The sequence below is a fragment of the Plesiocystis pacifica SIR-1 genome (genome assembly GCF_000170895.1).
Classification (GTDB): Bacteria; Myxococcota_A; Polyangia; order Nannocystales; family Nannocystaceae; genus Plesiocystis; species Plesiocystis pacifica.
Genome location: NZ_ABCS01000006.1, coordinates 15,025 through 35,065 on the forward strand (window position 1 = coordinate 15,025; position 20,041 = coordinate 35,065).

Consider the following 20,041-nt stretch of genomic DNA (forward strand, 5'->3'; position numbering starts at 1 on the left):
TCCGCTCAGCTCTCGGCCATCGTGATCTTGTCGGCGCGCAGCTCCATGCTCTCGATCGCCGCGTCGTTCGAGTTGGCGTCGAAGGTCGGCGCGTCGAGCTTGGTCGGGAAGGCGTTGTGCACCGTCCAGCTGACCACGGGCGTCCCGGTCTCGTCGCACAGGCGCACGACGATGTCCTTCTTGACGATCACGTTGGTGGCCGTCGAGTTGATCCAGTTGTAGAGCAGCGCAATGCTGGTCTTGCGGACCAGGCCCTTTTTCAGCGACACGGTCGGCTGCTGAATCTGCGAGGGCATCAAGATGATGCGCGGGCCAGCGGCGTTGCTGCTGGTCGGGCTCTCCTTGTAGGTGGTGACCTCGTAGTTGATGCTCAGGCCCGAGACCTCCGAGAAGGCCACGGTCTCCCCGTCGATCTCGACGCGGTAGTTGTATACGGGCAGCGGGTAATCGCTGCGGATGGTGTCTTCGGTGACTGCCATGATCGCCTCGCGCGTTTCGGTTCAGGTGGGTGCCAGGCTCAGGCCTCGGCCAGCTTGTGGGAGAAGCGGAGCACGATGAACTCCGCGGGACGGACGGCGGCGATGCCGATCTCGACGATCATGCGACCCTCGAGCACGTCCTGGGAGGTCATCGTGTTGCCCAGGCCGACGTTGACGAAGTAGGCCGCCTCGGGGGTCGAGCCCTGGAGCGCGCCGCGCTCCCACAGGCCGTAGAGGTAGCTCTCGAGCATGCCCTTGACCTTGAGCCAGGTCGTGGCGTCGTTGGGCTCGAACACGGCGAAGGCCGTGGACTTGCGCGCCGACTCCTCGATCATGATGAACAGGCGGCGCACGGGGACGTAGCGCCACTCGTTGTCGTTGCCGAGCAGGGTGCGGGCGCCCCAGACCAGGGTGCCCTTGCCGGTGAACGAGCGGATCGCGTTGATCGACTTGCCGGAGGTGGCGTCGACGTTGAGCCCCTCCTGCTCCTCGGCGGTGATGCGCTGGGTCGGCCCGATGACCGAGGACAGGCTGACGTTGGCGGGGGCCTTCCACACGCCGCGGTCACGGTCGACGGAGGCGTAGGTGCCCGCGATCGCGGCGCTCGGCGGCATGATCACGCGCTGGTTGCCGATCGCCTTTTTGATGTCGTTCCACAGCGCCGTGTTGGTCTGCTGGATCGAGGCCATGGTCGCGGTCCCGTCGCCGTCGGCGGTCAGGGCCACGTTGCTCGAGGTCACGGGGATCTCGGCGGCCGGGTCGGAGGCGGCGCTGACGGAGAAGCCCGCCGCGTCCGCGGCGTTGTCCGCCGCCCAGGCCGAGAAGGCGTCGGCGACGACGGAGCCGTCCTTGCCGTCCACGTTGCCGATCTTGAGGGTGTCGCCGTCGCGCGCGAAGCTGACGGAGTCCTCGGCGCTGCCCTTGTTGGTGTCGGCGGCCGGGGACGCGGCGTCGCCCGAGTAGCGGACCACGAAGCCGCCGAAGTCGGCGGTCCGGGCCGCCTCGCCGACGCCCTCGACGGTGACCGAGCTGGCGTCGTAGCTGTAGCTCAGCGAGGTCTGGAGGTAGGGGTGGTAGGCCGCGCCGTAGGCGAGGTAGTTGGTGCCCACGCCGCCGCGGAAGCTGTCCACGTCGCCGCCGGGCACGTCGAAGATGCAAAAGCGGTCCTGGAGCTTGTTGCACTGGGCCAGGGCGTCCTGGCACAGGCTGTGGTAGTCGGCCGCGTCGAGGCTGACGGCCTCGGGGAACACGATGAGCGTGGGCTCGTCGTGGCGCTCGAGCTCGGTCAGGCCCGCGCTGAAGCCGTCGATGCTGGGCGCGTCGCGGTGGCTGCCGACGGAGATGATGTAGCAGCGGCCGCCGCCGTTCTTGAAGTAGAGCTTCAGGGCCTCGTGCAGGAAGTGCACGGGGTTGCTCCCGTCGTCGCCTTCGCGGCTGATGCCGGCCAGGGCTCCGTCGCTCGTCGCGGCCGTGAAGGTGGCCGCCTTCGCGCCACCAAAGCGGCTCTCGAACTCGAGCAGCGTGCTGATCTGGGCGACCTCCACGCTGCCGTTGCTGTTGGCCGTGTAGCCGATGAAGGCCGGGATCGCGGTAGCGACCTCGGCGACGGAGGGCGGAAAGGTCGAGATCTCTTCTACGTAAACACCGGGTGTCTTGTACGGCATGGCGTCGCTGCCTCTCGAGTGCGCGGTCGAATTGCTGTGCGCAGTTGCGGTTGTCGGTCTTGGGACTTCGAGCGCCTACGAGTTGAGCACTCGATACAGGGTTTCATGGACCTGCCCACCGATGAGTACGGTGGACTGGTCTGTGAGGGAAGGGTTGGGGAGCTCTTCGACGAGCACGTCGTCGCCCCGGCGCAGGGACAGGTGGCGCCGCGGGGTGTCGACGCAGGCCAGGTCCTCGCTGGACACCAGGCGAAAGCGCGGGCGGTCGGGGAAGCGCGCGGCCAGGTCCGCCGCGACGCGGTCGCCCTCGCCGGTGGCGTCCTCGACGGCGAACTCGATGGGCGCGTCTGCCCGCGCCGGATCGGAGTCGACGATCGAGGGGGCCTCGGAGGCCGACACGCCCTCGCCGAGATAATAGAAGATCCAGCGCGCCCGGGCGGCCGCCAGCGCGACCGTGTAGGTCGGCGGCGCGGCCACCCAGCCGTCGTCCAGGCCAGTGATCTCGACGCGGGCCAGGGCGCCGCGGGGCAGGGCCTCCGCGTCCGCGGCCCCTTCGGCCAGCTCGAGCGCCCCCGCCTCCTCGCCCGGCCGCAGGGTCGGGCGCTCGAGGGCCGTGAACGCCGAGGCGTCGGTGTAGCGGATCCAGTCTGCGTCGGCCGGCGCGAGCACGAAGTCGAGCTGCGTATCGGGGCGGATGTGGATCAGCGGTACTTCGCTGCCGTCTTGCTCGTGGACCTCGACGAGCACGTCGACGGCCCCCGCGCGGCGGCGCAGCAACATGCGGTGACCCGCGAGCCGGCGCGCCGTGTCCTCGGTGGGCGTGAGCACGAAGCTCGAGCACAGCCCGTCGAGGACGTAGCCGTGGCTGAGCTCGATGGCGCACAGCCGCCGGTGCGTGCCGCCGCTCATGCGCTGCCCCCGATCTTGCGCTGCGCCTCACCGGCCTCGACGCCGGGCGTGGCCACGGCCTTGTCCTCGACCACGATCAGGTTGGTCCGGTACAGCACCGAGGGGTGGTGGCAGATGCGAAGCGCGTTCCAGATCTCGTTTTGCTCGGCGAAGTTGAGCGTGCGCAGCTCGAAGATCAGCTTCTCGACGCCCGCGGGCAGCCCGGGCGTGTTGGTCCGGTCGTAGACCGGCTTGGACTGGTAGTGCCCGATGACCTGTGACAGCTGCTGCCAGGCCTCGTCGTAGAGCTTGAAGCGCGCGACGAAGAAGAGGTTGAGGCTCAGGCGGATGTCGGGGAAGGAGCGCGACACCGTGCCGTCGGGGTTGCGCCGGGCGTAGCGGTCCGCCGGCCGGAGCACCCGCTCCTCCTCCACGTTGATCAACATCAAGGTGACGGCCCCCAGCTTGAACTGCAGGGGGTCCATCTTGTCGCCGTCGACGAACACGACCTTGTCGCTGGCGGCCTCGTCCTCACTGCCGGCCTTCAGCTCGCTGTCGAGCTGCCGGCGGAGGAAGCTGAGCACCTCACCGATCATGGAGTCGCCTCATGCAGTCGCCACCTTTGACGACCGCAATCGATCGTCAACGTGGGGCATTGTGTTGGAGCAGGTGTTGCCATGTCCAGGCAAAAGCACACTCGACATCGAGGGCTGGCTCACCATCGGCGAGGCGCGGATGGGCATCACACCTCCCCGTCGGCTTCGGTGAGAATTCGGTTCGAGTAACGGGGTCACGACCTTCGCCGATTTCATTCACCCCGCGCGTAAAAGCGGTGCGAAATCTTGGTTGGTCGCTTCGCCACCACCGGGTGGCCAAACTCGGCCATCGGATCATCACGGTCAGGCAACACCTCCCTGCGGTGCCGTAGACGCGCCGTGAACGGCCACTCGGGTGAGACCCATGTCAAGACTGCTACCCTCGCTGCTCGTGTCCGAGTCCGAGACAGCTTCCCCACCCCGGCGTGCACGCTTTCTCGCGGCGCTGCGTGAAACCGTCCAAGCGGACAGTCGCGAGACCAGGCTCGTCATCTCGCACGGCCCCGTCTACGTGCTGACCGTCGCCCGCCACGATGGGCGGGTCGTTCAGGAGGCGATCACCAGCGCCTCCTTACCCCCCGAGCTCAAGCTCAGCTCCGAGCGCGGGCAGCTGCTGCGTGACATGGGCTTCAAAAAGCGCGGCAGCAGCCGGCGCAACTGGACGCGGGCCCTCGAGCGGGCGCCTTCGAACGTCGAGCGCATCGCCGAGGAGCTCGACGACATCTTCACGCGGGTCTACGGAATCGACGGGCAGCCCGACATCAACCTCGTTCGCGACCAAAGGGTGCACCCCGAGAACGTCGACCTGGTCGACGCCATGCGCAAAGTCGCGAAGGACCGGGCCTTCGACGAGGACACCCGGCGCGGGATGTACACGCGGATGCTCAACGCGACCTTCCTCGTGCCCCTCGACCCCGAGGTCGGGGACGACGCCGACGAAGCCGACGCCTTCTTCGACCTGAAGGACCATCCGAGCGGCCGGCCTACCCTGGCGGGCTTCAGCGACTGGGACTCCCTGCGACTTTGGCAGCCCCGCGGTTGGGACTACGTACCGGTCCACGGCAGCGAGCTGTTCGAGCTCGTGCAAGAGCGCAACGCGGCGACCTTCAAGATCAATCCAGGTGGGGACATCGGCGGCGAGCTCTACGCCCACGAGGTCGAGATGCTCGTGAACGCCGTCCACACCTTCCGACGCAAGCACGGCAACTGAACGCGCCTGCGTGGCCCAGAACGCAAAAAAACGCGTTTCTGGGCCAGGCAAAGCCCGTTTCCCGACGGCACCAGATGCCGAAGGAGGCTAGGCTCTCCCTCATGAAGTCGACCCGTGCGCTCGTCTTGGCCCTGGCCTGTCTCCCGCTCTCCCTCTCGGCCTGTCGCGGCGACGATGGCGGAGGCGGCAGCGGCGAGGGCAGCGAGACCAACGCCGACGAGGCCGGGAGCTCGACGACAAACGACGGCGGCACCGAGGCCGGCACGGGCGACACCACGATGGGCACGACGGACACCGCCGACACGACGGACACCACCGACGCGACGGACACCACGACGAGCGACACCACCGCTGACGAGACCGCCGACACCACCGGCGAAGAGGCCGTGTGCGGAAACGGCATCGTCGAAGCCGGCGAAGAGTGCGACGACGGGGCCGACAACGGGCCCGAGTTCGCCTGCCTCGGCGACTGCACCCTCAACGTCTGCGGCGACGGCAACGTCGGCCCCGACGAGGGCTGCGACGACGGCAACACCGAGGACGGCGACGGCTGCTCCTCGCTGTGCCTGATCGAGAACCCCGACGACGAGGTGATCATGTGCGGCAACAAGATCTACCAGTGCGGCGACGGCCTCGATAACGACTTCGACGGCAAGATCGACCTGGCCGATCCCGAGTGCATCTCGCCCTGCGACGACAGCGAGAGCAGCTTCCAGACCAACCTCCCCGGCCAAAACAACGACTGCAAGGGCGACTGCTACTTCGACGACAACTCCGGCGGCGGCGACGACAAGTGCGAGTGGAACCTCAAGTGCGACCCCGAGAACCCCGGGGCGCAGATCGGCTGCGAGTACGACCCCGACCTCGACTGCTCGGACGCCATGCTGCCCCAGGACTGCCTCGACTTCTGCCAACCCCTGGTGCCCAACGGCTGCGACTGCTTCGGCTGCTGTGAGGTCGACGGGCAGTTCGTCTACCTCGACTCGAGCCCCAGCTGCTCCATCGACAACCTCGCCGGCTGCGAGCCCTGCACCTACTACGAGGACTGCGCCAACCCCTGCGTGCCCGAGGAGTGCGAGCTGTGCTTTGGCCAGGACCCCGAGGACCTGCCCGAGGAGTGCAACGACCAGCCCACCTGCCCCGAGGACGTGACCCCCTGCCTCGAGCAGGCCGACTGCGCCGTGGGAGAATTTTGCCAGGCGGGCTGTTGTTTCCCCATTGACCCCCAGTGACATTGGGATAGGGTGAGTCCCATCCTCATGGCCTGCCCCAAATCGAGCATCTTTGGAATCGCCCTGGGCCTCGGCCTGGGGCTGAGCCTCACCGCTTGCCCCTCGTCGACCCCCTCGGGCGACGACGAGGTCGGCGAGGACACGGCGGCGACGGACACCGCCAGCACCTTGGGCACGGACTCGAGCGGCTCCTCGGGCGAGAGCAGCGACACGGCGAGCACCACCGACACCGACTCGACCACGGACACCGCGAACACGACCGACTCGACCACCGGCAACGGGAGCGAGTGCGGCAACGGGATCCTCGAGCAGGGCGAGCAGTGCGACGACGGCAACACCGTCGACGACGACGGCTGCCAGGCGGACTGCACCTTCCCGCCCGGGCCCATCGAGTGCGGCGGGCAGGTCTACGCCTGCGGCGACGAGATCGACAACGACCGCGACGGCAAGGTCGACCTCGACGATCCGGAGTGCATCTCGCCCTGCGACGACAACGAGTCGAGCTTCCAGACCGACCTCCCCGGCCAAAACAACGACTGCAAGGCCGACTGCTACTTCGACAGCAACTCGGGCTCGGGCGACGACAAGTGCGAGTGGAACCTCAAGTGCGACCCCGAGAACCCCGGGGCCGAGATCGGCTGCGAGTACGACCCGGAGTTCAACCCGGCGATGTGCATGGTTCAGCTCGAGCAAGACTGCCTCGACTTTTGCGTGCCCAACGTGCCCAACGGCTGCGACTGCTTCGGCTGCTGCGAGGTCGACGGGCAGTTCATCTACCTCGACTCGAGCCCCAACTGCTCCCTGGACAACCTCGACGGCTGCCAGAACTGCACCTTCTACGAGGACTGCGCCAACCCCTGCGTGCCCGAAGAGTGCGAGCTGTGCTTCGGCCAGGACCCCTCGGAGCTCGACGAAGACTGCGAGGAGCCGTCCTGCCCCGAGGGCTTCGACTCGTGCATCAACACGGCCGACTGCCCCGAGGGCTTCTTTTGCTCGACGGGCTGCTGCTACCCCATCGACATCGAGTAGGCGCCGCTCACTCGACGCGCAGCACGGTCATCATCCCGCCCTCGACGTGGGGCAGGATGTGGCAGTGGGCCATCCAGTCCCCGGGGTTGTCCGGGAGCAGGCCCAGGCGCGCGGTCGCGTAGGGCGGGACGTCGAAGGTGTCCTCGACGATGCGCCACGGCGGGGGCTCGCCGTCGACGCTGAGCACCTCGAAGGCGTGGCCGTGGAGGTGGAAGGGGTGCGCGGCCTGGGACACGTTGCGCAGCTCGACCACCGACCACGCGCCGAGGCTCAGGCTCTCGATGGTGATGTCGGGGAAGAGCTCGCCGTTGATGGTCCAGTCGCCGGTGTGTGGGTCGCCGTGGAAGGCGTAGAGCACGTCGGTGACGCCGGCGCCGGGGTCGGGGGTCGGCTCGAGGCCGTCGAAGGGCCAGGCCAGCGGTCCGGGGGCGGGCTCGCCCGTACCACCCTCGGCTAGCTCGACCTCGAACAGGCGCAGGGGCTCGCCCTGGCTCGGGGCGCCGAGCAGGGAGTAGGGCTGGTTGAGGACCTCGAGGCCGGCGAAGTCCGGGCCGACGAGCCACTCGAAGTCCGCCCGGTCGCTGGGCGCGAGCACGACCGAGGGCGCCTCGACGAGCTCGGGGAGCAGGCCCTGGTCCGAGGCGATCTGGCGCACGCCCGGCTCGCCTCCGGTGGTCCACGTCAAATCGACGTAGCCCGCGTTGGCCACGTTGACGGCGCGCAGGCGGATCGACTCGCCCGCGTTGGCCTCGAACAGCGGGTCGATGAGCCCGTTGGTGGTCCAGGTCAGGTCGGCGCCGTCGAGGCCGTGGTGCCCGCCCGCTTCGCTGTCGGCGTCGTGCTCCCCCCACGAGTCGAACACGACGACCAGCTCGCGGTCGGCCACGGGCTCGTCGGGGTCCTCGACGATCAGCACGCCGTAGAGACCCAGGTCGGCCTGGCGCTCCGTGTCGACGTGCGGGTGGTACCAGTAGGTCCCCGCCTGATCGAGGGTGAAGGTGTAGACGAAGTCGCCGCCCGGCTCGACGGGCGCGCCCTGCCAGGTCACCCCGTCCATCTCGAAGGGCACGTGGAGGCCGTGCCAGTGGACCGTGGTCGGGTCCTCGAGGTCATTGTGGAAGTCGACGACGAGGGCGTCGCCGCGGCGCATGCGGATGGTCGGGCCGGGGACCTGGCCGTTGTAGGCCCAGCCATCGACCATCTCCCCGGCGATCTCGAAGCTGTGCGGCGCGGCGGTCAGCTCGACGTGGACGACGTCCGGGGCGGGGTCGAGGTCGACGGCCTCGGCGGGCGAGAACAGGCTGCCGCGCTCGGGCTCCGTGGGCAGGTCCGGCTCGGGCTCCGTGTCGGTCTCGGACTCGGTGCCCGTTTCCGTTTCCGCGTCCGCCCCCGTTTCCGCCGCTTCGCCGACCTCGTCCGTCGAGGGCGTCGCGTCGTCGCCCCCGCAGGCGAACACCAGGACCGCCGCCGCCAACGGCAAGCAGCTCGACCTCTTCACAGGCTCACCTCGACCATCACCTGCTGCGGGTTGTCCCAGCCGCGCTCGGTCGCGAGGGCCACGGGGTAGGCCCGGTGGACCAGGGTCGCCTCGACCACCGGCTCGGCGCAGGCGCTCTCGAACAGGTGCGTGGAGGTCCACTCCGTCTGCGGCAACAGGCGGTTGTCGGAGCGCACGTCGACGGCGCGGTGGTGGGGAGCCATGGTCGCCCCCTCGGCGTCGGCGAGGACCCGGGCGAAGCCAAAGCCCGGCGCGCCGGCGACGGCCTCGGGGACGGTCGCGTCGCCGCCCGAGAGCGGAGCCGGCCGCCCGCGCACGGCCAGGTCGCCCGCCGGCAGGGGCTGGTCAAAGCTGACCTGGTCGCCGTTGACCGCGACCACCGTGGCCTGGCCGACGAAGCCGTAGCGCGGCAGGCCCTTGGCCGCGGCGTCGAAGCTGCCGTCCCCGAAGGGGCCGAAGCCCTCGTAGTCGACCCAACCGAGCGCGTCGAGGACCCGGACCACGTCGCCGACCTCGGCCCCGGGCCACGAGCTCCAGTCGGCGGGGCTCGGCTGGCGATCGAGCGCGCCGCCGAAGTCCGGCACGACGTCGCCGCCGACGGCCGCGAGCGCCTCGTCGCCGCAGCGCGCCGATACGAACAGCAGCATCGAGCGCAGCGGCTCGCCGGTGGGGATGGCGTGGCCCGCCCCGACGTTGCGCACGGTCAGCTCGGCCGTCAGCACGCCGCCCTCGACGCTCGCGTCGATGAACACCGCCGCGGCCAGCTCCAGCATGCCCGAGCTCGGGGTCCGCGGGCCCACCCAGCTGTGCCGCCGGGTCGCCCCCGGCGGGCGGACCCAGCCCCGCGCCACGCCCTGCATGGCGAAGAAGTCCGCGGTCAGGTCGGCCGAGTTGGCGTACTCGGTCTCCGCCGGCATGTGGCAGCTCGAGCACGGCGCGATGTCGCCGAAGGGCCCGGCCTTCCACTCCTCGTAGGTGCTGTGCACGGGCAGCGTGCCCTCGGGCCAGCGCCCGGGGTCCAAGCTGGTCCCGGGGACCAGGGCCTGCTGGTCGAGCTGGTGGCAGCTGCCGCAGAACTCTCCGGTCAAAAAATGGGTCCGCGGCGAGGCGCCCATGCGCGGGTTGGGCACGTCCACGTAGGGGCCGAAGGTCAGCACCTCCCACTCGCCCAGGCCGATCTTGTCGCTGCGCTCGAGGGGCCGGTTGAGGTGCAGCCAGCCCGCGACCCCCGCAGCGGCCCCAGGCTCGACGCCCTCGACCTTGTGGCACAGGTCGCAGTGGACCCCCGCCTCGTAGGCCGTGCCCGTGGCCTCGAGCAAGCTGCGGCCGCCTGCGGGCCCCTCGATGGCCGGGGCGTGGCAGTCGGCGCACTGGCCAAACTCCGTGGCCACGGTGTCGCAGGCCGCGTCCTGTCCGCAGTCGGGGTTCAGGTCGGGCAGCGCCCCCGCGCCCAGGTAGCAGCGCGGCGCCTGCTCGGCGCTCCCCGGGACCAGCCCCGACCACCAGCTCCCGCCCGCCGCCTCGCAGCTCGCCTGGTCGTCGAGGGCCGCCGCCGCGCCGGCGTAGACGTCCTGGACCGCCGGGTTGCTCGCGCTTTGGCGGTGGGGCGAGTCGTACCAGTCGAGCTTCATGCGCACGTGGCAGTGGCCGCACTCCGCCGTGGTCCCGTTGTCCCCGGGGACGCCGGGCGGGCTGTAGGGGTAGAGTTCGTTGTCGCCGACGGCGATGCGCGTGAGCTCGAAGAGCAGCGCGTCCTGGGCCAGGGCTGGATCCACGTAGACCGACTGGCCGATGGTCCGCGCCTCGGGGTGCGTGGCCATGAGCGCCAGGTCCCCGGGGATGGTGTCGTCGAGGGTGACCACGACCTGGCCGGCGGCGTCGGTGAAGTAGGGCTCGCCGGTGCCGCCTTGGATCACCGTCGCGCCTTCGACGGGCTCGCCGTCGAGGGTGACCGTGACCGTGCGCAGCAGCGAGGCCTCGCCGGTGTCCGTGCCGGTCTCGGTGTCCGTCTCGGTCTCGGTGCCCGTCTCGGTCTCGGTGTCCGTGTCCGTGCTGCCGACCTCGTCCTCGGCAGGCGCCTCGCTTTCCTCCCCGCCCGAATCTCCACAGGCCGCCGTCACCACCACCGACAAGCTGCCCAAGACCCACGCGCGCGCCCGCGATCGCATCGCGGAACTCTACCAGGGCCAACCGGGAAACAAAAAAGGCGAAGCCCGCAGGCTCCGCCCCTTCCCAGAGTCTCGGCCAAAACGAGCTCTGGCCGACACTCTGTCTACTTTAGCCGCCGTGGACGACGCCACGCCCTCCCTCCTGGACGATGCCGTCGCCGCAGGATCCGGCCATGCACATGTTGTTGCAGCCGTCGTCGTCGCAGGCCTCGCCGTCCTCGACCTCGCCGTTGCCACACTCGGGCTCGACGCCCTCTTCCGTGGTGGTCTCGTCGGCGGTGGTCTCGTCGGCCGTCTCCTCCGTGGTGTCCGCCGTCTCCGTCGCCTCGCCGGCACGGATTGCGCGCACTCGATGGCCAACCATGCATGTGTTGCCGGACACGCAGTCTTGGTCCCTTTCGAGTGACCCAAATCGTCACCCAAGCCGCGACACCCCGTCCCCCGTGCGCTGACCGTCCCCGTCCAGCTCACACCGCACGCTTTACCGTCCACCTGTCCCCCTGCGGCACTCGCTTCGCTTGTGGGCTCGCGCCTCGATCGACAAAGTGCATTCAGGAGGTCCCGCAACAATGAGTGAAATCGTATTTGGAGTGTTCGAAGATCAACAGGCTGCCGACCAGGCCATCACCGCAGTCGAGCAAGAGTTCGGCTCCCGGGAGCTCAGCGCCTTCGTGCATACCGATGGTCTCCGCGACGAGGACATCCAAATGCGCGGCACCTCGGCCCTGCGCGGAGCCATCAACGGCGCGCTCTTGGTCGGCATCGCCGGGGCCGTCATCGGCGGGCTGATCCTCATCCCCAACGCCGAGCTCAGCGTGGGCTGGACCGAGTGGGTGTTCATGAGCATCGGCGGCACGATCTTCGGCGTGACCGCGGGGGCCGTCGCCGGGGCCTCGGAGTCCCGCGATGAGATCCGCACCATGGCCAACGCCATGGACGAGGGCCAGGTGCTCGTGACCATGGAGGTCTCCTCGGAGTTCTCCGGCACCCAGGCCATCCTCGACTTCATGACCCGCCACGGGGCGCTCGAGGTCCAGACGGCCTGACCTCCCTCCACCGACCCTACGCGCTCGAGACCAGTCGCCAGTCCCAACGACAGCGGGCCCCCATCGACGATGGGCGGCCCGTGTTTTTTTGTCGCGCCCGGTCGAGCCCGGGCCGGCTCACTCGGCCGCCGACTCGGCCCCGGCCTCGGTCGGCCCGCGGGTCTCCGGGTAGAACTGCCGGTACCAGCGGCGCATGCGGTGCACCGGGCCGTCGCCCTTCACCAGCGCGGGCTTGTCCAGGTAGACCTTGTTCTCCCAGATGTCGATGTCGTTGGCCCACTGCGAGACCCAGTTGCCGACGACGTAGGACACGAGCATCCGCGGGATGGACTTGTCGGCGTACCAGGTGAAGTCGACCTTCTGCTCCATCTCGCTCAGGGGCAGGTGGGTCTGGTACATGACGATCTCGCCGACGTCGGGGATCTTGAACCGGAAGGTGACCACCGAGCCCGGGCCGATGAAGGTGATCATCGCCTTGGCCTTGGTCTTGTCGACCTTGCGGCCGAGGATGTGCAGCACCGCGTCGTTCTTGAAGTAGGCGATGTGCGGCTGCTCGGGGTCGGGCTCCCAGTCGGCGACGTGCTCGATCTGGATGCCGGGGACCTTGATGGCCGTCCACGGGATGAACATCTCGCCGTGGACGGGCGCGAAGTGGGCGAAGTCCACGGAGTTCTCGGCGAACTCGATGAGGTGCATCTTCACCGTGCCCGCGTCGTGGACCCCGCGGTGGACGAAGCGGCCGTCCTCGACCTCGGGGATGTCGGGGATCTCGTAGGGCACCTCGTCCAGCGCGCAGGCCTTGTGACCGCCGCCGCGGTAGTAGATGAACACCTGGCCGTGCTTCTCGCGGATCGGCCAGGTCTCTTGCTGGGTCCGCACCGGCAGCTTGTTGGTGTAGGGCACGTGGCCGACCTTGCCGTCCGGGCGCAGCTGCCACTGGTGGAAGGGGCACTCGAGCTGCTCGCCCTTGACGCAGCCGTGGGCCAGGTTCGCGCCCAGGTGCGGGCAAAAGGCCGACATCGCGTGGACCGAGCGCCCGTCCTGGCTGCGGTACACGACCAGCTGCCGACCCAGGCACTCGCGGTACTCGATCTTGCCGGGCTCGAGATCCTTGGACGCCGCGAGGCGGTACCAGCCATCGGGGAAACCGGCGGGGTAGGTCGCTTGGCGGACGGCGGTGGACGGGCGCGACTGTGACATGCGCCACAATGCTAGGGGAAGCACCCCGCGGCCTCAAGCGCCGCCTTGGCTGAGCGGCGTCAGCCACAGCAGCGTCGCGTCCCACAGCAGGTGGCAGATCAGCGGCGCGAACAAGCTGCGCGTGCGGATCGCCAGCCAGGTCCACGCGAACCCCGCGAGCGTGGCCGCGAGCGCGAGCAAGGGCGGCCCGGTCGTGAGGTGGGCGAGGGTGAAGAGCGCGGCCGAGAGCCCCGCAGCCAGCCACGCGAGCCACGTTCGCGCGGCGGTACGATCGGGCTCGAGGGCAGCCATCAGGCCCAGGCCCAGGGCTCCGCGCCACACGACCTCCTCACCAGCGACGATCACCGCGAGCAGGGGCAGGGTGGCCGCCAGGGGCAGCTCGCCGGTCCACGCGTAGAGCGACGCGCTCTCGCTCCACAGCCCCGGGGCGACCTCGGCGAGAGCCCGCGCGACCCCCCACGCGCCCGCCCACATCACCAGCCCCGCGCCGACACCCCAGGCCAGGCGCGGGACCGTGGGCCTCAGCAAGGCGCGCCAGTCCACCGGCAGGAGCGCGAGCGCCAGAGCCGTGAGCGCCACCTCGGCCGCGGCCATGCGCAGCCAGATCGACTCGATCGCCCAGGGACCCGCGAGCAGGGTGAGCACGGCGACGAGGGCGAAGATCGACACGGCGAGGCGGCTGGGCTTGCGCGCGCCGCCGAGGGACGCGGCGAGCTCGGCCCGGGCCGCGCCGTCGGGGACCAGGCGCACGCTCGGCAAGCGCCAGCGGACCCCCTCGAGGGCCGAGTCGACCGCGGCCGCGTCGAGCTCGCGGGGCTCGACGCCCAGGGCCGCCCGCGCGGGCTCGGGATCCCCGGCGATGCCCTCGCTGAGCAGCTCGAGCTGCGAGCGGGTGATCAGCGGGTCGGCGAACAGGGCCTCCATCAGCCGCGCCGCGGGGCGCTGCGCCCACGCGGGGACCGGCGCGGTCCAGCAGCGCACCCCCAGCGCGGGCGCGCTGGCGACCCGATCGACCAGGCGCGGCAAGGTGGTCCGCGGACCGACGACGTCGAGGACCTGGCCCTGGCCCCTGCCCTCCACGGCCCGCCACACCGCCTCGGCCACGTCCTCGACGGCGACGGGGCACAGCTCGGCCCACGTGCCCGTGCCTGTGCCTGTCGCGCTGCGCGGGCGTCGGGGCGCCGGAAACACGGGCGCGGCGCGGACGCTGTCGGCGAGGTTGCGCAGCATGTCGTCGCCGCGGCCGTAGACCACCCCGGGGCGGAGGATCGTCGCGGCCGGAAAGCCCTCGCGCACGGCCGCCTCGCCCCGGGCCTTGGTGTCCAGGTAGGTCGAGCGCGGGTGTCGGCGCGCCCCCGCCACGGACACGTGCACGAAGCGCTCGATGCCCTCCCTTCGCGCGGCCTCGGCGAGGGCCTTGGGGAGCTCGACGTGGGCCGCCTCGAAGCTCAGCCCCGAGCCCCGACCGGCGCGCTTGATGCCCACGAGGTTGACCACGGCGTCGCAGCCCGCGAGCAAGGACGCGCCCTGCTCGCTCCAGGGCCCCGCGAAGTCGACCCGGCGCAGCTCCACGCCCTCGCCCTCGAGCCCCCGGAGCCCGCGGGCGAGCACGACCACGCGGCAGCCCTGGGCGCGCAGGTGGTCGACCACGTGGCGACCGATGAAGCCCGATCCTCCGGCGACGGCGACGGTGAGCACCTGGGGAGTCTATGCTGATAAGCTGGCCGCATGCGTCGTCGTGGGGGGAGGTCGAGCTCATCGCCGTGGGGGATGGCCCTGCTCGTCGCCCTGACAGGCTGCGGGGACGCCTCGGGCACAGACGCGGGCGCGGGCGCGGACGAGGCCGAGGCGTCCAGCGGGGACACCGAGACCGAGACCACCGACACCGAGACCACCGACACCGACGCGACGACCTCGACCACGGGCGTCGGCGAACAGCGGCCCGAGCGATTGGTGGTGACCGCGGACTGGCGGGCGCACCGGCTGTCCCTCGTCGACCACGCCGCGCTGCTCGCAGGCGCGCAGACCCGCGAGGACGCGCTGTGGAAGACCATCGAGCTCCCGGGCCACGAGCCCGGCCCCCTCGAGGTCGAGCTCACCCCCGACGGCACCCGGGCCCTCGTCGCCGTCGCGCCCGGTTTCTTTGGCGGGCCCGTGGGCTCCCTGGTCGGCGCGCCGATCGGCAGCGTGCCCGAGACCGGCAGCTTGCTCGTCGTCGAGCTCGACACCGGCACGGTGCTCGCGGACATCCAGACCACCGAGCTGCCCATGGGCATCGCCGTCGAGCCCGACGGCTCCGCGGCCTGGACGGCCAACTTTGGCGGCGAGTCGGTCCCGGGCTTCAGCGTCGACCGCGTCGACCTCCAGGACTTCAGCGTCACCGCCTACGAGACCGCCGAGCGCCCCGAGCAGATCGACATCGAGGCCACGGGCCAGCGGCTGATCGTCAGCTGCGCCGCGGGTCAGGCGGGCGCGGTCGCCTTCCTCGACGACCCCCAAGGCGGCCTGCACACGACCTTCTACCTCGCCGGCGACCCCTCGTGGATCTTCTTCCTCGACGACTTCGAGCGCCGCGCCGTCGTCGTCCGCTCCTTCGGGGGCAACGGCGACTCGGGCAACTACACCCTGCTCGACGTCAGCTACCCCATCGACGCCGACACCCTCGCGGTCGAGGACCTCGACGGCATCCCCTACGCCGGCGCCAAGGGCCTGGCGGAGGATGAGATCGTGGTCACCGCCCTCGTCGGCGCGGGCGTCCAGGTGTCCCGCTACCACATCGACAACGGCGTCCTGCTCCAGAGCATCACCATCCCGGTGTCGGGCTTCCCCCTCGGCGTCTCGGTGGACGCGCAGTCGCGCACGGCCCTGGTCCCGCTGCCCGGCGCCAACGCCCTCGCGGTCGTCGACTTCGACGCGGGCGAGGCTCGCGTGCTGCCCTGGCAAGACGAGCCCGGGCCGACCTACCTGGCGCTCGAAGGCGCGAGCCCCTGACCGCTCGGCCGCGGGGCCACCGCGCTTCGCACCCCACGCTCGGACCAGCCTGTTAGGCTCCGCCCATGACCGAGCGCGTGACTTGCGAAGTCGAGGCTGGCGTCGCCACCGTCAGCTTCAACCGGCCGGAGAAACACAACGGCCTCGACCCGGCGATGTTCGACGCCATCGTCGAAGCCGGAGAGGCCCTGCGCGAGCGCAAGGACGTGCGCGTGGTGATCCTCCGCGGCGAGGGGGCCTCGTTCTGCGCCGGCCTCGACTTCAAGGCCTTCATGGCCGGGGGCGCGGCGGTCCGCGACAAGCTGCTCGCGCGCCCCGAGCCGCAGATCGCCAACCTCGCCCAGCGCGTGGCCTGGGTGTGGACCGAGGTCCCCGCCCCGGTCATCGCCGCGGTCCACGGCACCTGCATCGGCGGCGGCCTGCAGATCGCCCTGGCCGCGGACATCCGCATCGCCCACCCCGAGAGCACCCTCTCGGTCCGCGAGATTCACTGGGGCCTGATCCCCGACATGAGCATCACCCGGACCCTCGGGCGCCTCGTCCCCCTCGACGTCGCCAAGGAGCTGACCTTCACCGGCCGCAAGTTCGACGCCGTCGAGGGCCAGCGCCTGGGCCTGGTCACCCGCCTGGCCGACGACCCCCTGGCGGCCGCGCGCGAGCTCGCCGAGACCATCGCCGCCCGCTCCCCCGAGGCCGTGCGCGCGTCCAAGCAGCTGTGGGCCCGGGCCCCGGAGCTGTCCGACGCCGACGCCCTGCTGCTCGAGACCGAGCTGCAGCTGCCCCTGCTCGGCAGCAAGAACCAGCTCGAGGCGGTCATGGCCGGCTTCCAAAAGCGCGCCCCCGAGTTCGAGGATCCCAGCTGATGGGCCGCCGCCCCGATCGCCTGCCCAGCACCCCGGCGGTCCGTCTGCTCAGCGACGAGGGCGTCGAATTTGGCGTGCACCACTACGACTACGTCGATCGCGGCGGGACCCAGGCCAGCTCGGCGGCCCTCGGCGTCGACGAGCACGCCGTGATCAAGACCTTGATCTTCGAGGACGACAGCCGCAACCCCTTCGTGGTCCTGATGCACGGCGACCGCGAGGTCTCGGCCAAGCAGCTCGCCCGCGTGCTCCGGGTCCGCGGCACCAAGCCCTGCGAGCCCGCCGTGGCCGAGAAGCACTCGGGCTACCGCGTCGGCGGGACCTCGCCCTTTGGCACCCGCAAGGCCCTGCCCGTCTACGCCGAGGCCAGCATCTTCGAGCTGCCCAAGGTCTACATCAACGGCGGCTCTCGGGGGCTCCTGGTCTCGATCGACCCCAAGGTCCTGCGCGAGCTCGCCAAGGCCCGCCCGGTCCGCGTGGCTCGCTGACCTGCTCCGGGCTAGAGCGACCAGCTCAGCCCGGTCTTTTGCTCCGAGAGCGTCCACAGCCTGGTCGCCATCTCCCGGTCCAGCGCGACCGCGTTCAGGTCGCACTCGCCCACCGGGCCGACCGTCTCGGCCCGCTTGGTCGGGCCGTAGAGCGTCTCGGGCTTCAGCCCCGGCTGCGCGGCGCACATCACCTCGGGCCACGAGCCGCGCTCGGCGGACTGGGCGATGACCCTCGAGAGCACGCCCCAGACAGCCTTGAGCAAGGGGCTGGCCGTGTCCTTGAGCAAGTTCGTCCGTGACGCGCCGGGGTGGCACACGTGCGCCTCCACGTGCTTGCCCGCGGCCTGGACGCGGCGCTGCAATTCATAGCCAAACATCATCTGCGCCAGCTTGCTCTGGGCGTAGGCGTCCCACGGCGTGTACTTCTCGTCGAAGTTGAGGTCCTCGAACTTGATCCGCTTCAGGCCCATCTTGTAGGCGCCGCTGCCGACGACGACGATCCGCCCCTTCGACTGCTCGAGGCGCTCGAACAGCAGCCCGCACAGCAGGAAGTGGCCAAAGTAGTTCACCCCCATCTGGCTCTCGAAGCCGTCCACGGTGATCTGCTGCTTGGCCACCTGGGCGATGGCGGCGTTGCAGATCAGCGCGTCGATGCGCGGGACCTGCTCGAGCACCTCGGCGGCGGCCTCGCGGACGGAGTCGAGGACGGCGAGGTCCATCTTCACGAAGGACACCTCGGCCTCGGCCCCAAACTCTGCCCGCAGCGCCTCGAGGGCCGCGGCCGACTTCGCGGGGTTGCGGTTCAACATCACGACGCGGGCGCCCTTGGACAAGAACACCCGGGTCGCCTCGAAGCCCGCACCGGCGTTGGCGCCCGTGACCAGGTAGGTCTTGCCTGCGAGGCTGCCCAGGCGCTCGGGCGTCCAGCCCTGCGCACCGAAAGGATTGGCTCGTTTCGCGCTCATACTCAATGGTCTATAGCTCTCCAACACCGCACCGAAGCAGGGCGAATTCCTCTCGAATACTTGCCTATTCGTGTCGCCGCCCTTTACGTTGAGCACGACTCCTGTAATGACTGAAGCCATGGACCAAGACAGGCTGCGAGCGCTGGTCGAGCGACACGCCGGGCCCGACGGGCTCTCGGCCACGCCCATCGCGGGTCTGTCCCTGTTTCGAGTCAACCAGCCCGTCGAGCGGCTGCCCGCGGTCTATCCGGCCAGCATGTGTTGCGTCGCGCAGGGCAGCAAGCGCGCCTACCTCGGGGGCGTCGCGTACACCTACGACGCCGACCACTACCTGTGCGTCGCCATGCCCTTGCCGGTCGAGGCCGAGGTGCCCGTCGCCAGCCCAGACGAGCCCGTGCTCGGCGTGTTGCTCGACCTCGACACGCCCGCGATGGCCGAGACCCTCGTCGCCTACGAGGCCGCCGCCCGCCCCCGCAGCGCCTCGACGCGAGCGCTCAGCCCGGGCCTGGCCGTGGTCGAGGCGGACGCGGCCTTCCTCGACGCCGTCGTGCGCCTGCTCGAGCTCCTCGACAACCCGGTGGCGCTGCGGGTGCTGGCCAAGGGCCGCATGCGCGAGCTGCTGTTCACCATCCTCGCGGGCCAGGCCGGCCCGCTCATGCGCCAGAGCTTCGGCGCCGCCCAGGACATCACGCGGGTGCTCCACCACATCCGCGAACACCTCCATGATCCTCTGTCTGTAGACGAGCTCGCCCAGCGGGCGGGCATGAGCCGGGCCGTGTTCCACCGCCGCTTCCGGGCCGCGACCAGCTTCTCGCCCCTGCAGTTCATCAAGGCCCTGCGGCTGAGCCACGCGGCGATGTTGATCGTCGGCGGCCAAGCCGTCAGCCAAGCCGCCGACGCCGTCGGATACACCAGCGCCTCTCAGTTCAGCCGCGAGTTTCGCAAGCACTTTGGAGACTCCCCGCGGCGGTGGGCCAAGACCACCGGCGCAGCACCCCTCGACGTCCAAGCTGCGGGCGGCTAGCCGCGCTACACTCGGGCGATGGTACGCGTCCGCCCTCGCCCGGCCGCCCTCGTCCTCGCCCTCTCGATGGCCTGCGCCGTCCCGGTGCAGGTGTCCGGCGAGGACACGGTCCACGATGACGAGGCCGACGACGCGGCCGACGATGACGACGCCGCTGAGCAGGGCGACGAGCTCTCGAGCGACGAGGACGACGAGCAGGGCGACGCCAGCGAAGACGAGGGCCTCAAGCTCGACATCGGCACCAAGTACGACAGCCAGCCCGAGCCCCCAGACCCCTTCCCGACCGCGCCCCTGGGCTGCGACGATGGACCGACCAACGGCGGGGGCGAGCCGCTCATCGACGTCGACAGCGCGGGCGCCTTCCTCGATCCGCGCGCGGGCCTGATCCGCCTGCGCCTCATCGACGAGGGCCCCGAGCACTTTTGGGACATCGACCTCGACATCCCCGCCAGCGAGGCGCTCCCGGCCACGCACCTCGGCCTGCCCTTCGCCGGCTACCTCAGCGAGCCCGGGCTGTGGGAGTGGTGGCACGGCAGCATCCAGGGCACCGTCGACCTCACGGTCCACGAGGCCGAGCCCGACGGCTGCCTGTGGGTCGAGCTCACCGCCAGCAGCAACTCCTGGGATCAGCCCGCGCCGCCGGTGGGCTGGGTGGGGACGACGCTGCACCCCTGGCCCGAGGACGGCTGAGCCCGCCGGA

General features: G+C 70.4%; 19 protein-coding genes. 9 read left to right on the forward strand and 10 right to left on the reverse strand.

Annotation, left to right across the window (positions count from 1 at the left end):
- Window positions 1–5: 5 nt before the first annotated feature.
- From PPSIR1_RS04360 to PPSIR1_RS04375, 4 genes are all read right to left on the reverse strand, one after another.
- Window positions 6–479, reverse strand: a complete 474-nt coding sequence (locus PPSIR1_RS04360) for a phage tail protein (protein ID WP_006969775.1) — start codon at window positions 477–479, stop codon at window positions 6–8.
- Between the two features lie 38 nt (window positions 480–517).
- Window positions 518–2,143, reverse strand: a complete 1,626-nt coding sequence (locus tag PPSIR1_RS04365) for a phage tail sheath family protein (RefSeq protein WP_006969776.1) — start codon at window positions 2,141–2,143, stop codon at window positions 518–520.
- 75 nt (window positions 2,144–2,218) lie between these two features.
- Entirely contained in the window at window positions 2,219–3,052 is an 834-nt protein-coding gene (locus tag PPSIR1_RS04370) for a hypothetical protein (RefSeq protein WP_006969777.1), read from the reverse strand.
- Window positions 3,049–3,615: a Pvc16 family protein gene (locus tag PPSIR1_RS04375; RefSeq protein WP_157595183.1), complete on the reverse strand. Its 567-nt coding sequence runs from the start codon at window positions 3,613–3,615 to the stop codon at window positions 3,049–3,051. Before PPSIR1_RS04375 ends, PPSIR1_RS04370 begins: the two co-directional genes overlap by 4 nt.
- Before the next feature lie 403 nt (window positions 3,616–4,018).
- Here PPSIR1_RS04375 and PPSIR1_RS04380 point away from each other — a divergent pair, with 403 nt between their 5' ends.
- The 3 genes from PPSIR1_RS04380 to PPSIR1_RS04390 all read left to right on the forward strand — a co-directional run bounded on the left by PPSIR1_RS04380 (window position 4,019) and on the right by PPSIR1_RS04390 (window position 7,098).
- Entirely contained in the window at window positions 4,019–4,837 is an 819-nt protein-coding gene (locus tag PPSIR1_RS04380; RefSeq protein WP_157595184.1) for an SseB family protein, read from the forward strand.
- Between the two features lie 101 nt (window positions 4,838–4,938).
- Window positions 4,939–6,069, forward strand: coding sequence for a hypothetical protein (locus tag PPSIR1_RS04385; protein WP_006969780.1), 1,131 nt, complete (start codon window positions 4,939–4,941; stop codon window positions 6,067–6,069).
- Between the two features lie 27 nt (window positions 6,070–6,096).
- Window positions 6,097–7,098, forward strand: a complete 1,002-nt coding sequence (locus tag PPSIR1_RS04390; protein WP_006969781.1) for a DUF4215 domain-containing protein — start codon at window positions 6,097–6,099, stop codon at window positions 7,096–7,098.
- A gap of 7 nt (window positions 7,099–7,105) precedes the next feature.
- Here PPSIR1_RS04390 and PPSIR1_RS04395 read toward each other — a convergent pair whose 3' ends face one another.
- From PPSIR1_RS04395 to PPSIR1_RS04405, 3 genes are all read right to left on the reverse strand, one after another.
- Window positions 7,106–8,578, reverse strand: a complete 1,473-nt coding sequence (locus tag PPSIR1_RS04395) for a multicopper oxidase family protein (protein ID WP_157595185.1) — start codon at window positions 8,576–8,578, stop codon at window positions 7,106–7,108.
- 14 nt (window positions 8,579–8,592) lie between these two features.
- Entirely contained in the window at window positions 8,593–10,764 is a 2,172-nt protein-coding gene (locus tag PPSIR1_RS04400; RefSeq protein ID WP_006969783.1) for a hypothetical protein, read from the reverse strand.
- A gap of 109 nt (window positions 10,765–10,873) precedes the next feature.
- Complete coding sequence (locus PPSIR1_RS04405; RefSeq protein ID WP_157595186.1) at window positions 10,874–11,113, reverse strand: hypothetical protein; 240 nt, start codon at window positions 11,111–11,113, stop codon at window positions 10,874–10,876.
- A 241-nt stretch (window positions 11,114–11,354) separates the two neighbouring features.
- Here PPSIR1_RS04405 and PPSIR1_RS04410 point away from each other — a divergent pair, with 241 nt between their 5' ends.
- The gene (locus tag PPSIR1_RS04410; RefSeq protein ID WP_006969785.1) at window positions 11,355–11,810 is read left to right on the forward strand and encodes a hypothetical protein; all 456 of its coding nucleotides are present in this window, start codon (window positions 11,355–11,357) and stop codon (window positions 11,808–11,810) included.
- A gap of 117 nt (window positions 11,811–11,927) precedes the next feature.
- On the opposite strand, the gene PPSIR1_RS04415 is transcribed toward PPSIR1_RS04410, so the two are convergent.
- Window positions 11,928–13,010 carry a Rieske 2Fe-2S domain-containing protein gene (locus PPSIR1_RS04415; RefSeq protein ID WP_006969786.1) on the reverse strand — a complete coding sequence of 361 codons (1,083 nt, stop codon included), beginning with the start codon at window positions 13,008–13,010 and terminating at the stop codon, window positions 11,928–11,930.
- A 33-nt stretch (window positions 13,011–13,043) separates the two neighbouring features.
- Window positions 13,044–14,708 (reverse strand): NAD-dependent epimerase/dehydratase family protein, encoded by a 1,665-nt coding sequence (locus PPSIR1_RS41785; RefSeq protein ID WP_006969787.1) that lies wholly within the window; start codon window positions 14,706–14,708, stop codon window positions 13,044–13,046.
- A gap of 30 nt (window positions 14,709–14,738) precedes the next feature.
- Here PPSIR1_RS41785 and PPSIR1_RS04425 point away from each other — a divergent pair, with 30 nt between their 5' ends.
- The 3 genes from PPSIR1_RS04425 to PPSIR1_RS04435 all read left to right on the forward strand — a co-directional run bounded on the left by PPSIR1_RS04425 (window position 14,739) and on the right by PPSIR1_RS04435 (window position 17,352).
- Window positions 14,739–16,001: a YncE family protein gene (locus tag PPSIR1_RS04425; protein ID WP_157595187.1), complete on the forward strand. Its 1,263-nt coding sequence runs from the start codon at window positions 14,739–14,741 to the stop codon at window positions 15,999–16,001.
- A 65-nt stretch (window positions 16,002–16,066) separates the two neighbouring features.
- Window positions 16,067–16,864 (forward strand): crotonase/enoyl-CoA hydratase family protein, encoded by a 798-nt coding sequence (locus PPSIR1_RS04430; protein WP_006969789.1) that lies wholly within the window; start codon window positions 16,067–16,069, stop codon window positions 16,862–16,864.
- Window positions 16,864–17,352 (forward strand): aminoacyl-tRNA deacylase, encoded by a 489-nt coding sequence (locus tag PPSIR1_RS04435; RefSeq protein ID WP_006969790.1) that lies wholly within the window; start codon window positions 16,864–16,866, stop codon window positions 17,350–17,352. Before PPSIR1_RS04430 ends, PPSIR1_RS04435 begins: the two co-directional genes overlap by 1 nt.
- 11 nt (window positions 17,353–17,363) lie before the next feature.
- Here the strand turns inward: PPSIR1_RS04435 and PPSIR1_RS04440 are convergent, their stop codons facing one another.
- The gene (locus tag PPSIR1_RS04440) at window positions 17,364–18,317 is read right to left on the reverse strand and encodes an SDR family oxidoreductase (protein WP_006969791.1); all 954 of its coding nucleotides are present in this window, start codon (window positions 18,315–18,317) and stop codon (window positions 17,364–17,366) included.
- Window positions 18,318–18,435: 118 nt separating this feature from the next.
- On the opposite strand from PPSIR1_RS04440, the gene PPSIR1_RS04445 reads away from it, so the two are divergent.
- Window positions 18,436–19,341 carry an AraC family transcriptional regulator gene (locus tag PPSIR1_RS04445; protein WP_006969792.1) on the forward strand — a complete coding sequence of 302 codons (906 nt, stop codon included), beginning with the start codon at window positions 18,436–18,438 and terminating at the stop codon, window positions 19,339–19,341.
- Window positions 19,342–19,359: 18 nt separating this feature from the next.
- Window positions 19,360–20,031: a hypothetical protein gene (locus tag PPSIR1_RS04450; protein ID WP_006969793.1), complete on the forward strand. Its 672-nt coding sequence runs from the start codon at window positions 19,360–19,362 to the stop codon at window positions 20,029–20,031.
- Window positions 20,032–20,041 lie beyond the last annotated feature (10 nt).

Coding starts and splice junctions, on each gene's coding strand:
- PPSIR1_RS04400 (WP_006969783.1), bottom strand. CDS start 10,764: ATGCGATCGCGGGCGCGCGCGTGGGTCTTGGGCAGCTTGTCGGTGGTG.
- PPSIR1_RS04430 (WP_006969789.1), top strand. CDS start 16,067: ATGACCGAGCGCGTGACTTGCGAAGTCGAGGCTGGCGTCGCCACCGTC.
- PPSIR1_RS04450 (WP_006969793.1), top strand. CDS start 19,360: ATGGTACGCGTCCGCCCTCGCCCGGCCGCCCTCGTCCTCGCCCTCTCG.
- PPSIR1_RS04385 (WP_006969780.1), top strand. CDS start 4,939: ATGAAGTCGACCCGTGCGCTCGTCTTGGCCCTGGCCTGTCTCCCGCTC.
- PPSIR1_RS04360 (WP_006969775.1), bottom strand. CDS start 479: ATGGCAGTCACCGAAGACACCATCCGCAGCGATTACCCGCTGCCCGTA.
- PPSIR1_RS04390 (WP_006969781.1), top strand. CDS start 6,097: ATGGCCTGCCCCAAATCGAGCATCTTTGGAATCGCCCTGGGCCTCGGC.
- PPSIR1_RS04415 (WP_006969786.1), bottom strand. CDS start 13,010: ATGTCACAGTCGCGCCCGTCCACCGCCGTCCGCCAAGCGACCTACCCC.
- PPSIR1_RS04365 (WP_006969776.1), bottom strand. CDS start 2,143: ATGCCGTACAAGACACCCGGTGTTTACGTAGAAGAGATCTCGACCTTT.
- PPSIR1_RS04440 (WP_006969791.1), bottom strand. CDS start 18,317: ATGAGCGCGAAACGAGCCAATCCTTTCGGTGCGCAGGGCTGGACGCCC.
- PPSIR1_RS04445 (WP_006969792.1), top strand. CDS start 18,436: ATGGACCAAGACAGGCTGCGAGCGCTGGTCGAGCGACACGCCGGGCCC.
- PPSIR1_RS04435 (WP_006969790.1), top strand. CDS start 16,864: ATGGGCCGCCGCCCCGATCGCCTGCCCAGCACCCCGGCGGTCCGTCTG.
- PPSIR1_RS04370 (WP_006969777.1), bottom strand. CDS start 3,052: ATGAGCGGCGGCACGCACCGGCGGCTGTGCGCCATCGAGCTCAGCCAC.
- PPSIR1_RS04425 (WP_157595187.1), top strand. CDS start 14,739: ATGCGTCGTCGTGGGGGGAGGTCGAGCTCATCGCCGTGGGGGATGGCC.